The sequence below is a fragment of the Chitinophaga rhizophila genome, from assembly GCF_019492185.1.
GTDB lineage: Bacteria > Bacteroidota > Bacteroidia > Chitinophagales > Chitinophagaceae > Chitinophaga > Chitinophaga rhizophila.
On record NZ_JAICCF010000001.1, the window covers coordinates 774,501 to 788,367 of the forward strand.

Sequence of the window (13,867 nt, forward strand, 5' to 3'; positions counted from 1 at the left end):
AATTTATAAACTTTCGTAGACCTTCATTACGCCGGCGGCACATCTTTCACGCGTAAACAACTGTGCGTGTGCCCACCCTTTTGTTTTCATGTCCGCAGCAACATCAGGTTCGCGGAGTACCTTCTTCATGGCATCAGCAATAGTACCAGGCTGCAGCGGGTTGACGTACAGGGCTGCATTACCTCCGGTTTCACCAAAACAGGAACCGGCAGAAGTGATAACCGGGGTACGGCTCCACAACGCTTCCAGGATAGGAATACCAAAACCTTCAAAGATAGAAGGATATATCAATGCTTCCGCGCCCTGGTACAACAACGGCAGGTCTGCATCTGCCAGACGGCCTTTTTCATTGAGCCAGATGATACGGTCTGACATATCATGTTTCTCTATGAATGCCTTCACTTTTTTCTTATAGCTGCTTCCGCCGCCCAGTACTACCAATGGCAAATCTACATCACCTTTCAGCTGCAGCATGGCCTGGATGATACCCAGCAGATTCTTACGTTCAATGATAGAGCCTACATACAGGAAGTAGGAATCAGGCAATCCATATTGCGCTTTCATTTTGCTGATACGGGTAGCATCATGCATCGTGGCAAAGAACTCATCGCAACTCTGGTATACGACTGTGATCTTTTCTGCCGGCGTTTTATAATAATGAATGATATCCTGCTTTGTTTGTTCACTGATAGCGATGATATGATCTGCATACTTACAGGCATATTTTGCTTTCCGCCGGTAGGTTTGAACGTCAATAGGGTTATATTGTCCAGGGTAGCGTTCAAATATGAGGTCATGCATTGTGACAATGCTTTTCACACCACTGGTATGGATACCAAATGGTATTTCATGGCTTAATCCGTGGTAGATATCGATCCCTTTAGCGGCGAGTTCCTTTACTACATATTTACTTCTCCAGGCGCTCCTGAACCAGCGGTGCAGACGTTTCTCCGGCAGCACAGATTGCATATTTGCAAACCCCGCAGTTTGATACATGGTAGTCAGCTTAGGAGCATACAGGAAGTAATTATGCTGCGGATGATAGGTAGCCAGGGAACTGATTAAGGTACGGCTATAGTTCCCCAGTCCGGTATTATTCTGGTAGGCCCGCTTCGCATCGAAGGCAATATTCATAGCAATGTTTAAAGGGTGGTAAAGGTAAGGAATCGCTGCCAGCTTGCAACTACTAACATGTTTTCCTTATGTTTGCAAAAAATTTCAACGATGGAGCTACAAGAATTAATAAAAGCAGCCTGGAACGATCGTAGCTTACTGCAGGAGTCACAGTATAGTGATGCAGTAAAATGTGTGATCGAGGCAGTAGACAAAGGGAAAACAAGAGTGGCAGAACCCGGAGAGAATGGCTGGAAGGTAAATGAGTGGGTTAAACAGGCCATTTTGATGTATTTCAGTATCCAGCCAATGGAGACCATGGAAGTAGGACCGTTCGAGTTCTATGATAAAATGAAACTGAAATCCCGTTACAAAGACCTGGGCGTACGTGTTGTACCTCATGCTGTTGCCCGTTACGGTGCTTTTATTGCTAAAGGAGCGATCCTGATGCCATCATATGTAAACATCGGCGCTTATGTAGACGAGGGTACCATGGTTGATACCTGGGCTACAGTAGGATCCTGCGCGCAGATCGGCAAGCACGTTCACCTGAGTGGCGGTGTAGGCATCGGTGGCGTACTGGAACCATTGCAGGCTAGTCCGGTGATCATCGAAGATGGTTGCTTCATCGGTTCCCGCTGCATCGTGGTAGAAGGTGTTATTGTTGAAAAAGAAGCGGTATTGGGTGCTAACGTAGTACTGACACAGAGTACCAAGATCATTGATGTAAGTGGTCCTGAACCAATTGAATATAAAGGCCGTGTACCGGCACGCAGCGTAGTGATCCCGGGTACATATACCAAGAAGTTCCCAGCAGGTGAATACCAGGTATCCTGTGCACTGATCATCGGTCAGCGTAAAGCGTCTACAGATCTGAAAACCAGTCTGAACGACACCCTGAGAGAATTTAGCGTAGCTGTATAAGCTATCTGAAAATACTTTATGAGCCGCTTCTTTACCAGAAGCGGCTTTTTTTTATATGCTTTGTAAGTAGTTTTCCCCGTCTGCCTGTCCTATAATATACCAGTAAGAAAACCCGGTTTCCACGAAGATTTTTCCACGTTAGCAAGTACCCTTTATTCATAAAAATGAAACACATGAAAATTCCACCGATTGCGGCAGTACTCCTGGCCCTTGTTATGGGCAGCTGCGGAAAAAAGGAGATCAAAGACACCGAAAAACTATCCACGAATGAACTCGGGACTATCAGCGCCGTCCAACCTGTACGCTCAGAAGCACTGCTGGCCATGCAGTGTTACAACAATGCCTTTTACAATCAATACGGCACCTATGGAACATCTTTTAAAGCCTATTATTATTCTGATGTGACACGCACCGGCAGAATGGATTTCTGGCGGCAGGCAGAAGCTATTGAGACATTAATTGACGCCTACAACGTCAATAACAATGCAGACCTTCGCAACAAGATCGTGTACCTGTACAATGGTATGCGCGATGCTCACGGATTGCTATGGACCGCCAACACCTTCAATGATGATGTGATATGGGGAGCCCTGATGTGCGTCCGCGCCTTCCTGATCACCAACGACGGAGGTATGAAGGATATGGCGAAAAATAACTTCGACATGGTCTGGAACCGCGCCTGGGATAACAACCTTGGCGGCGGCCTGTGGTGGACAACCGCCAAAGCCACTAAAAATGCCTGTGTAAATGCCCCCGCCGCCATCTGCGCTATGTACCTGTACCAGGTAACAGGAGATGTTAGCTACCGGGACAAAGCCAAACAGCTGACCGACTGGATGGTAAGCCGCCTCTATAGCTCTAACGGTGAAGTGAAAGGTGCTATCAACGCTGCCGGCACGATTACCGAAGGTGCCCGGACCTACACCCAGGGAACCTTTATCGGCGCATGCAGCATGTTGCACAATGCATACCCGTCCTCTAACTTCAGGAACATGGCTATCAAAGCGATGGACTATACCAGGAGTAATATGTGTAATGCGCAGGGATTGCTACCGGATGAATATGACTGTGATGACTGCCAGGGCTTCAAAGCTATCTTTGCCCGTTGGGCCTGCAGGTTCGTCAAGGATCACAGCCTGCAGAGCAGCTATGCCAGCTGGCTTAACTACAACGCAGCAGAAGCCTGGAACTACCGCAACTCCAATGGTCTGATGTGGGGACAATGGTGGCGCAGAACACCGGATAACTATCTCAACTCTTTCGAGACGACGAATGGTGTGGCGATGATGAATGGCGTATGGTTGTTCTAATATTTTACCCCTTTCGCTGGTCTGAGATCAGCGAAGGGGGTATCTGTTTAAAAAAATATTTGGAGGTTTGAAGGAAATGTTTACCTTTGCACTCCCTGACACGGAAATCAGTTGCCCAGATGGCGAAATTGGTAGACGCACTGTGTTCAGGTCGCAGCGCTCGCAAGGGTGTGCTGGTTCGAATCCAGTTCTGGGCACAAAAGCGGAAAGGTCGGAGATGTCTCCGACCTTTTGCTTTTTAAGGTGGTCAAGATCCTTTCTGGGCTTGGTTATCAGCTCGAGGATGATGTTTGGTTCCGTGGTTCGAAATTTGTTTTCCGAAAAAATCAGCTTTTCTGCGAAGATCGAACCAATGATTTGTTTTTTGCCGATTGGGGAAGCGGAAACATAGCGAGTAGCAATGTTCTTCATGATTTCGCCGCCTTGGGAGAGGTATTCCTGGTAGTTGTCGTTGGTGGATAATAGCTTTGTTTTCTTCTTTTCTAGTTCCTCTATCTTCCTGGTCAGGTCTGTCTTAATCTCTTTAAATTCTTCTGCTGTAAATTCATCATCTAAGCGTAAAGAACGTGCGTTTTGTATTCTTATATATAGTTTGTCTATCTCTGCCTGCGTTTCTTTAAGCTCCTGTTCCTTCCCTTGGTTATCCTTCTTTAATGAATTACTGATAAGCTGGCAATAATAGTCGATGATAGGTGCATTGACTGCTATCTGACCTAATTGTCTAACGAATGCCTCGTTGGCGGTATCTGCCCGGAAACGCTCTTTGCATAGCTTGACGGATTGGCAATGGTAGTAATAATAGACACCGCCGTTTCCTTTTGATCCACTCCCACTTAATAGTCTCCCGCATCTAGGACAGATCAGGAAGCCTCGTAAGGGTAATTGCTGGTCAATTTCTGTGAAGGTATTCACCCTAACATTCCGCTTCTTCCCTTTCAGGACGTCCTGAACATCGTCAAATAGACTTTCAGGGATGATAGGCTCATGAATACCTTTTACACTGTGAGCTGGTTCGTTTTTATAGGCAGCTATGAAAACCTTCCCACAATAGACTGGATTACGGACTAGGCTCCAAAACTGGCTCCTACCTATTTTTAATCCTTGTCTATTAGCCATACGCCGGAGTGTATCAATGTCCCACATACCTCTGGATAGCTCTTCGAACGCCCAACGGACTATTTCCGCCTTTTCATCGGGAATAAGAAATGGCTTGTTCTGAGCGTCACGTCCGTTCTTATAGCCAATCGGGGCAATGCCCAGGTATCTCCCCTCTTTCTTGGCTCTGCGCATACCATGAAGCGTATTTAAAGCTCTCCGGTCATTTTCGACCTCTGGTGTAGTAAGATAAATAGCCAGCATGATCTTGCTTTCTGGTATATCCATATCCAAAGGCTGTTCAATGGACTGAGGTTCTACGGATAGCCTTTTCAGCTTGCCGATCATTTCATAGGCAGCGGCAACATTTCGAGAGAACCGATCCCATTTAGAAAATAGTATCAGGTCAACAATACCTTTGTTCTTGCTGATTACATGCAGCATCTTTTGGAACTCCGGCCTGTCAAACGTCTTTGCAGAATGGTCTTCTCTATAAATGCCGACCACCTGGATGTTCTCTTTCTCACAATAACGTATTAACACCTCTTCCTGATGGGCCAAGCTATAACCGTCAGCTTGCTCGTCTGTGCTTACTCTTGGATATAGGAATGCTTTTCTTTGCGTGATCATTGTTGTAGTCTTTAAGGTGATGGATTTGTGGATTTGATTGTTCATATATATTTAGATCAATAGCGGCCAGACGATGTATAAAGTCTATTATTATGGTAACTTCTTCATCTGTATAAGCGTATTGATCTGCCTGGAGGATTCTTGTTGCTTCCTCAATTGAGGGTTTTTCGAGTAACTGACGTTGGACTTCATGTTTCATATGATTAAATAAGAGACCAATATACAGCCACCCAAAAATCTACTTCCCCGCTTTTCCTCGAAATGTCATGTATGGTAAAAAACTTGCTCGAATTTGCTCAGATTATTTTCCGTCATTCAATCGTAAACCGGATTCAGGGTCATTTAAACTGGTGTAAATCTCTTTCATGACGAGATACATTTCGTCGGCTAACAGTCGACTTCCATTTGACCGCGAGTTGAAATCCATTTGACTTTTAGTTGAAAAAGATTGGAAAAAGTTAAAAAGAGTCGGAAAACGGTAGAAACCTAGACACGCCAATCTGCTATCTCTACGCTTTTGCTTCCCCATAGCGCTGTTTTAAGATTATACTACATGCCTCTACTAATCGAATAACGTCCTCACACAGAATGATATTAAATGAAGCGTTACAATCTTGATCGCTACATGCCATTAATAGAAGCGATCTCAGATACTCCCTAAATTCCGGCAACGGATAAGAATGAAGGAAATCTGAAACAACCGACATCGGTTCAGAAATCTCTTCAACTGTCAGTTCCAATGGCTTCTCGTGCCATTCAGGTAAATTTCTCATATGGATATAGTTATTTTTTATGGTTGGTAATAAAAAACCGGCGGAGGAAGAATCCATTACCGGTGTTCCCTTCAAGATATAACCCTATGTTTATTTCAGCTATGGATATTCACGAAAATTCGCATCGGTATTTTTTCATAACATAGATCTGACTATAATACCTGCTTAGAAGCATTACTGAGTCAGATTGTGTTTATCCCATTTGAACGCTCTATCATGTATCTGGCACATAACAAGGGATTCATAGATTGGAATGATTATGCTAATCCGCTTCTTATTAAAAACAGTATATGTATCATAATCCTTAACTATAGGAGCCAGACGATATGAATCGAATTTAGTAGGTTGCCACTTCAAATTTGAACAAACACATTCACGGAACAAGGCCGGTGCATTCTCCAATGTGGTGAACAAGTCTTTTATCATGGTATTGGCAAATGTGTCTGGAAACTTCAGCATGTTTTGAATAGGCTTTTGTGAAGTGTTCAGTCTTTTCTTCCAGTATAGCGATCGTTTCAAGAGTAGCTGAAAGGCGATAGAATGCTGATATAATCTTAAAACATGCTCAACCTCCCTTGGTGACATTGTATCGACCTTCCCTAGTATCTCAGTGTTTAAATTCGATTTGAACTTTGTTTTACTCCATCTAAGCCCCTTACAGATGGCGCTAGTGAATTCATCTGGTGCATTCTCTAGGCAAGTCATTAAGTCATTTAAAAAATTGTTTGAATAGTGCTTTATTTCAGTCATATTCTTCTACTTTTTTATGTTTTATATAATCGGTTAACATTTCTTTGAGATTCTTTCTATTAACAGGTTTCCCGAGTGTACCAATGATTACCATCTCAGGCGGCGGTTTAACAGATTTTGCCCTATTTGTATCCGTCAAGATAACTATCGGAATTGTAGCCAGTGGACTATCACTAAAAATGACCAGGAAATCAGGATCAGAAAAGTCTTTGTACCATTCCGAGATAATAAAATTGGGCGGCCCTTTTAGTGTGTAACATAAATACTCATCTATTAACTCGTAGATATTGGAACAAACGATTGGTATGTAGGCGTTCATACTGTCCAGGACATTAGCCAAGTCGCACCTAGCTAATCGGTTATCATCAACCAAACAAATTGACAGTTTCTTTCTAGCTCGTACAGGAGTCATAGTGGGATTTTTATTCCTCGGCTGTATCAAAGGATAATGCCAAGGGATTATTAAACAATGGTTCGTTGTTGGCCCGTATTAAGTTCTACTTCACCGGCACATTGATAAATCAAGCGCATAAGGCATAATCACAGCCACGACTATCTCAAAAGGCATGGTAGGTTGGCTTGAATGACAGTTTCGTATTTTTCACTAAGTACTCGTATCACGCCACCTAATACGTCAATGCATTTCTTAGCCATATATAAGTTTGCCCCCCAATTATTGGCTAATGTTATCGAACCATTAAGCGGTTTAAATAGGTTTTCAACCTCGGCGTTGGACATTTGCTTTCCTTCACTTTTGACGCTAAATGAAAGCCGTTCATCTGCCGCTTCGACTAATATGAATACCCTTGTAGATTTTCTACTGTGGGCATATGCAACGTGTATAAGACTGGACATTATTATGTCCAGCATGACCTTATCCGTTAGCAGGTTCTGACTTGATTCAACTGTGTTCCTTATTTCAATCACCCTGCCTGTCGCATCTTCGTATAATTTAAATGAAGCTGTTATCTCGTCAACAAAAATTGCCAGATTGAACTTGGTCATATTGGGATTTAACGTGAAGTCACCTCCACCAAACTTTAGTTTATGATTAATATCCTTTAATAAATGTCTGCTCCGGGCCACAATCAGGCGAAATGTGCTTATGTAACAGGCTACTTCTGGCCTGGTTGCAAATAGATGAAATTCGTGTTCCTCCACCAGCCTGTTCATGGCGACTTCAGCAAGCCCTAATTGAGCATCAATCATATCTACTATTACTAACAATAGCTTGGCATATATGCAGTTCGTACATTCTTCATCTGTCCGATGCTCTTGTGATGAACATGCCAGAATATGCCCAGCCTCAATTATTCTTTGAAGATCAATATTGAATGATGCTGTGAAAACGCCCTTGATACTCTGAAGAATAGACTCCAAGCTATACTTCATGAAAACCTTATTGAATACCTGTAAAGGATATTCGGTTTCGCTTTTAGTAAGCAATGATTGGCTACTCCTACTCTTTTCAGAGTAAGTCATTTGTTTTTTCATTTGTAATGATTTACAGCTTTTAGGTAACAAGATCTCGGACCAAGATGGATATCTCGGCTGCCGTTTTTCAAATTCTGTAAGTTTCGAATGATTTTTGGAAGCGTATAGACGTAAGAGGGCTGTACCTTTTCTAAAAGAAAAAGGCGCAAGCACATCTTGCCGCCGTGGAGCCAGTCGAAGGGCTGTATGCAGACAAGAAGGCCCACGCCAATAACGTGAGCACTCTCCTTATCATCCTAGCATACCTGAGAATTTCGACTTTCCACGGGCTGGATTAAGTAAGAAGCGAGCTTCAATAAAATATTTTTGAGGCTGTAAATGTACAAAACTATCCTGTATCCGTATTAGTTATACGTATATACTGTCTCATATAGTTAATTTGATAATTGTAGCTCTAAGATAAGAAATAAAAATACATGGACAAGTACATGTGCTGAATATTTTTATAATATTTTTATTCGCCAGCAAAAAGATGAATATTAAGTCCCCGCTAGACCAATATGTGATTGAGAAAGTAAAGGAAATGAGAACTGCCAGGAAGGTAAGTCAGATTGATTTGTCACAGGGGGCTGGATTTAATGATGCATTTGTGGGGCATTGTGAGAATCCGAAGAGAAGGGAAAAGTATAATCTCCAACATTTGAATGCAATAGCTAAATTTTTCGGATGTTCAATCAAAGACTTTATTCCGAATGAGCCAATTTAATATTTTCAGATAGTTTCATCTGGAACTGAAATTTGGCTTTAAAAAATACAAAAATATATTTCAATACATATATACTATAGTCAAAAAAAAAATACCTCACGACTATATATTTTAAAGTTCTATAGTCAATAAACATCTAGCAACTATATACACAAGAACAAAGGTTAATGGAAGTATCATTGGCATTATTAGATATACCTCTATTCCAAACTTCAAGAATGTTCATTAATTGTAACATCCCTTATTTTATATCACCCTCATCAAATATAAAACATGTATTTCCGACAGTTATTAAGCCCAGATACCAATGCAATAACCTCTCAACTTCATCTTATAATCATTCTATTTTTACATTTTTACATGGCAATTATGCTGTAAAGAAAGCAGGAAAGCCAATTAAACACAAAACTTCATAATATACTAATAAACCCTCACCATGACGATCTCAGACAAACTTAATGAAATTGAACTAAACTATACGTACTGGGTTGGCACATATGAAAGAAAAGAACTTACCACCAATACGGTAAGGATTGTTGCTGAAGGTATATGTAAGGCTGCAATTTTAAAATTGACAAATGAAAAGACAGGAACCCAAATTATTCTTGGAAAAGATGTAAAAATCCCTTCAAAACGAATAACTAAGGGAGAGCTAAAGTTAGTAGATCTTATTCAGGTTCTTGATGATATAAATGCTCCACAAAAAAAAACGATCAAACTACAACTTGAACTAATTAGAGACCGGGCAAACCCTGGGTCTCACTCAGCAAACAAATCAGCGGATAAAGTTACTGCTCAAGATTTAGACATCTGTAATGCCAATATAAAACCAATTATCCGTTGGTTGTATGAGGCAATATTAGAACAAGAAATTCCTTCTACTATTCAGAATGCTTCTATCGGAAAGCCTACACATTCGCTACTAAAATCTCCTATTGAGAAATGGCAGGAATTTGAGATTGCATGTAAAAACTTCGACAAAAAGACGTTTCAATATATACTTGTTTCTCCTCAAACACTTGATGAAGATGCATATGTAGCAAATGCATTAAGTAAATTGCCATGGAGACTAATTATCGACTTTGATCCTTACACGGATGAACACGAACATGGCCTCTTATATCAGTTTAATAAATTAAAAGGGCAAGGATACAAGAAAACCTTTACAATTAAAGATAAAATAGAGTTCGACCCGTTATTTTCTCATTATTGGTTTTTAGCAAACGGACAGCACAATAATGTACTTCCAACGAATGATTATCCTACATGGCGAACTCAATATAAGAAATTTTTGTCCTCTAAGTTATATCATGCATTTATCAATGGTTCACGACTAAAATCTCGTATTGTTACGATGATTGACATTCCTCCCATATATGCAGATGATATAATAGATGAAATTAGCAGCCTCGATGAAGGGAATGTGCAGTTCGTTCTATGCTCCGAAAGTGAGACATATGAAACCATTAAGTTTAAGTATCCCAACATAGTTACAGTGCTAGGAATTTCGTCTATAGACGTTGCCAACGGTATAAATAACACCCTTAATTTAGATACCGACACCTCAAATGTTGGACTTATAAGTATTCCAATTATTAGAGAAGAAAAAAAATTATACTCTTCGATAACGCAAGATCATTATGACTATCTTTACTCACTAGGTATAGAAATTGTCTTTAAGGGAATTGAAAAAACGATTCCAACTGATGATGATCATCGATTCTTTAAGGGAAGTACAGCCACATGGCGAGATCTTTCTGAACAAAGGCCAATTAATCGCAATGTGTTGGAGCATATTTATTCAAAAATAATATCTTGGCTAAGCGAAAATAAACTTGAAGAAATACAACTTATTCATCAGGCAGGAGCAGGAGGGTCTACCTTAGCGAGATTAATCGCCTATAAAATATCACCTGATTATCCTACCGTCGTAATAAGAAGCTATATACATAAGAGAACTGTCGAAGGGTTAAGAATAATCTATGATCAGTATACCAAGGGTAGCTTACCCTTATTAATATTAATAGAGTCTTTTGAAGTTAGGGACAGCCATTTGTTATATAAAGACCTAGCTACCGCAAAGAAAAACGCAATTATAGTAATTGTGCATCGTGGTGAATTATCTAAGTCATCAAATAAAAAGTTCTTCGTTAAGGCACAATTAGAGGGCACAGAAATGAATGCATTTGAAAGCTCCTATATTCTTTTAGCACCAGACAAGAAAGAAAAAATCAGAAATATTCCCAAGGAGTTTAGATATACTCCAAAATATATTTCTCCTGTACTTTATGCACTCACTGCATTTGGAAAAAATTATAATGGTTTGGCAAATTATGTTAGCAAGTGCTTGAACGGAGTTACATTGGAGCAAAAGAAAATTGCCGGCTTTATATGTCTAATTTACCACTATACTCAGAAATCAGTACCTGCGGAGCTATTTAGTGCATTATTTAATGTTGAACGAAGTAAATGTGATATGAAATTCCTTTTAGGATCAGAAAGTCCATTGTTTGAATTATTGCACGAAGAAGGTCCAGATGATGATTATTACAATATCTGGCGTCCCAGATATGCTATACTTGGTGAGGAAGGAATGAAGATAATACTTTCAGGTGGAGCTGAATATACAAAGAATTGGAAGACTTATCTAGCACAATGGTTAATTGAACTAATCAAATTCGTTAAACTGTCCGAACCATATATCAACCGAGATACTGCTGAAATATTTGACGCACTCTTTATAGAACGCCCATATTATGACAATAATGGTCCAGATTCAGAGTTTACCAGGACAATAAGTGATTTACCCAATCCAGAAGACGGAATTGCTATTTTTGAAGCATTGACGAATGCCTATCCGGATGAAGCTCATTTTCACGGTCATTTTTCAAGATATCTCTACAGCTCGAAAATTGGATTAAAACAATACAACAGAGCGATTGAGGAAGCGGAAGCATCTTTAAAGATATACCCCAATAATCCGAGTCTTTTGCATACTCTAGGTATGTGCTATAGAGAAAAGACAGAAAATTTAATATATACATTTGAACAACAAGGTATATCAGCAGAAGAAGCTGAAGAACAAATTCAAAATTTGACAGAACAAGCGTGTGATGTTTTTGATAATTGTATAAATGAAGATCCTTATGATATTTATGGATACGAATCACAGATGAGAGTTATTTTGAAAACGTTGGACTTCGGATACAAAATATATGGATCGACGGCGTCCAAAGAGGCGTTTATTACTAATCCACAAAATAGTTGGTATGCTGAAAGACTAGATAAAATTTCACGTCTACTAGAAGAGGCTCTATTCGTTATAGAACAAGCCAAAACTTTGGAAAATAAGGAGCGAATTCAACGATCAGCAGCTTATGTCTTTGATTGCGAAGCACTGTTATTCAAAACACTAGGAAAACATCTTACCGCAAAAAGCAAATTTGAAGACTTAATTAAACGTACTCCGAAAGGTTACGAATATATGCGCCCACATTATCGTAGGATGTTTGTTATCTGCTCGCTGGCATCAAAAGCTACTAATCAAAAGGACTTCTTCCAGGCTTGGTCTGAAATATCAGAGTATGAACTTAGTCAATGCGTACAATATTTGGAGGAGAATATTTTCGAAGATCCTACCAATACTCAAAATATTAGATTATGGCTTCAAGCAATCAGGCACGTAAGTAGCCCTCCTAGTATCGTTAATTGTATATCAAAAATTGGCAGATGGGCACAAATCACAGAACAAAACGACACATCACTTCTAGAAGGCTACTATTACTTATATGTGTTAAACTCTATCAACATCTTATGTGACGGCAGCTTCGACCCTAGTAGTGCCCAAGTAGTAACCGATGTATTAAACAAAATGAAGCCATACCTAAGAAATGATAAATTTTGCTACGAATGGTATGGGACAGGAAACGGTATCCAACAAATGGTTAATCATAGAAAACTTGGCGAGTTTTCAAGCGATTTTTTTGTACGAAACACACATTTGCTAAAAGAAGTTACTGGTAGAATACATAAAATAAATAGTACTCAACAAGGAATTATAAAACTTGATACAGGATTAGAAGCGTTTTTCGTACCTAATGTCGGCGGATTTACTGAAAGACATATAAATGAAAGAATAAAATGCTATATAGGATTTCGGTATGATCAAGTTCAAGCCTGGTCTGTCATAGAGCTAAATAAACATCGAGATGAATCGATAAAAAAACATGATTATCATGAATTAAAAGATCTAATTGAGGATTCTGAAGAGATAGAAGAACGAAATATCAACAATTTATCGACAGCTAAGCCTATTGACATTAAAGCACATATTCCCCAAATAAAATCTCCCAGTGTCATAAGACAGGTCGTCTTACCTGACGCAAAGGGAATTGCTACTAAAGAAGCAAAAAATGGACCTTTAAACGCAAGCTCTTATTTTGGTAAAATCAAACTATTATCAGGCAACAATGGATACATTCAATGCGAGGAACTCGATAAAGATATTGCATTTAGAGAAAAACATCTAAGGAAATGTAGAATGAAAGATTTGTCAGTAGATACAGAAGTTATAATAACGGTAGACTTTTTGAATAAGGTAGCGATCACTGATACAAAAGGGCGGAACTATATTGCAGCCACCGTGATGTTAAGGTCAAAAATTTAATCGAAATTAATCACACATCATATGTCCGCAATAGCCGCACTCAGGGGGTATCGAACACAATTTCTTTACTCTTTATATTATATTTTTCCAATATTGATTGTCCTAATAACTATCGGCTTATCCTCCAGGGGGAGTAAGCATCGTTTATTTATTTTCTAAATGCTTGTTATGAAGAACCATGTACTTTTCATAAGAGTCAACACTACGTTTCCTTTGAGAAATAATATGTCTGACAACCAGAATAATTTGGTTTGAGAATTTACCGCTACTGAGCACTAAAGATAGCTAAACCCGCTCTAAGAGCGGGTTTGTTATTTTTATATCAATTGGAGATCTCCAGTAAATCCTTTATAATCAATCTAAAAGCGGTTCGATCAATCTGAAATAACTACAATTTTCAAAAATT

General features: G+C 39.7%; 8 protein-coding genes, 1 tRNA gene and 1 pseudogene. 5 read left to right on the forward strand and 5 right to left on the reverse strand.

All coding sequences use genetic code 11. The features are described from left to right. Window positions 1–3: 3 nt before the first annotated feature. A complete protein-coding gene (locus K1Y79_RS02880; RefSeq protein WP_220248494.1) occupies window positions 4–1,134 on the reverse strand; it encodes a glycosyltransferase family 4 protein in 1,131 nt (376 codons plus the stop codon). A 90-nt stretch (window positions 1,135–1,224) separates the two neighbouring features. On the opposite strand from K1Y79_RS02880, the gene K1Y79_RS02885 reads away from it, so the two are divergent. The 3 genes from K1Y79_RS02885 (at window position 1,225) to K1Y79_RS02895 (ending at window position 3,544) form a co-directional block, all read left to right on the forward strand. Further along, a complete protein-coding gene (locus tag K1Y79_RS02885; protein ID WP_220248495.1) occupies window positions 1,225–2,037 on the forward strand; it encodes a 2,3,4,5-tetrahydropyridine-2,6-dicarboxylate N-succinyltransferase in 813 nt (270 codons plus the stop codon). Window positions 2,038–2,210: 173 nt separating this feature from the next. After that, window positions 2,211–3,347, forward strand: coding sequence for a glycoside hydrolase family 76 protein (locus K1Y79_RS02890; protein WP_220248496.1), 1,137 nt, complete (start codon window positions 2,211–2,213; stop codon window positions 3,345–3,347). Window positions 3,348–3,460: 113 nt separating this feature from the next. After that, a tRNA-Leu gene (locus K1Y79_RS02895) sits at window positions 3,461–3,544 on the forward strand. A gap of 580 nt (window positions 3,545–4,124) precedes the next feature. On the opposite strand, the pseudogene K1Y79_RS29085 reads toward K1Y79_RS02895, so the two are convergent. The 4 genes and pseudogenes from K1Y79_RS29085 to K1Y79_RS02915 all read right to left on the reverse strand — a co-directional run. Beyond that, a pseudogene (locus K1Y79_RS29085) lies at window positions 4,125–5,117 on the reverse strand (recombinase family protein); the annotation flags it as partial. Next, the gene (locus K1Y79_RS02905) at window positions 5,014–5,271 is read right to left on the reverse strand and encodes a hypothetical protein (RefSeq protein ID WP_220248497.1); all 258 of its coding nucleotides are present in this window, start codon (window positions 5,269–5,271) and stop codon (window positions 5,014–5,016) included. The gene K1Y79_RS02905 and the pseudogene K1Y79_RS29085, both read right to left, overlap by 104 nt. A 1,316-nt stretch (window positions 5,272–6,587) precedes the next feature. After that, window positions 6,588–7,007 carry a response regulator gene (locus K1Y79_RS02910; RefSeq protein ID WP_220248498.1) on the reverse strand — a complete coding sequence of 140 codons (420 nt, stop codon included), beginning with the start codon at window positions 7,005–7,007 and terminating at the stop codon, window positions 6,588–6,590. 140 nt (window positions 7,008–7,147) lie between these two features. Then, complete coding sequence (locus K1Y79_RS02915; RefSeq protein ID WP_236059461.1) at window positions 7,148–8,089, reverse strand: ATP-binding protein; 942 nt, start codon at window positions 8,087–8,089, stop codon at window positions 7,148–7,150. A gap of 472 nt (window positions 8,090–8,561) precedes the next feature. On the opposite strand from K1Y79_RS02915, the gene K1Y79_RS02920 reads away from it, so the two are divergent. Together K1Y79_RS02920 and K1Y79_RS02925 are read left to right on the forward strand one after the other, a co-directional pair. Beyond that, window positions 8,562–8,795 carry a helix-turn-helix domain-containing protein gene (locus tag K1Y79_RS02920; RefSeq protein ID WP_220248499.1) on the forward strand — a complete coding sequence of 78 codons (234 nt, stop codon included), beginning with the start codon at window positions 8,562–8,564 and terminating at the stop codon, window positions 8,793–8,795. Window positions 8,796–9,231: 436 nt separating this feature from the next. Further along, entirely contained in the window at window positions 9,232–13,461 is a 4,230-nt protein-coding gene (locus K1Y79_RS02925) for a tetratricopeptide repeat protein (protein WP_220248500.1), read from the forward strand. Window positions 13,462–13,867 lie beyond the last annotated feature (406 nt).

What these genes read in the sequence shown, in the direction of transcription:
- K1Y79_RS02880 (WP_220248494.1), bottom strand. Translation starts at nt 1,134, where the DNA reads ATGAATATTGCCTTCGATGCGAAGCGGGCCTACCAGAATAATACCGGA.
- K1Y79_RS02885 (WP_220248495.1), top strand. Translation starts at nt 1,225, where the DNA reads ATGGAGCTACAAGAATTAATAAAAGCAGCCTGGAACGATCGTAGCTTA.
- K1Y79_RS02890 (WP_220248496.1), top strand. Translation starts at nt 2,211, where the DNA reads ATGAAAATTCCACCGATTGCGGCAGTACTCCTGGCCCTTGTTATGGGC.
- K1Y79_RS02905 (WP_220248497.1), bottom strand. Translation starts at nt 5,271, where the DNA reads ATGAAACATGAAGTCCAACGTCAGTTACTCGAAAAACCCTCAATTGAG.
- K1Y79_RS02910 (WP_220248498.1), bottom strand. Translation starts at nt 7,007, where the DNA reads ATGACTCCTGTACGAGCTAGAAAGAAACTGTCAATTTGTTTGGTTGAT.
- K1Y79_RS02915 (WP_236059461.1), bottom strand. Translation starts at nt 8,089, where the DNA reads ATGAAAAAACAAATGACTTACTCTGAAAAGAGTAGGAGTAGCCAATCA.
- K1Y79_RS02920 (WP_220248499.1), top strand. Translation starts at nt 8,562, where the DNA reads ATGAATATTAAGTCCCCGCTAGACCAATATGTGATTGAGAAAGTAAAG.
- K1Y79_RS02925 (WP_220248500.1), top strand. Translation starts at nt 9,232, where the DNA reads ATGACGATCTCAGACAAACTTAATGAAATTGAACTAAACTATACGTAC.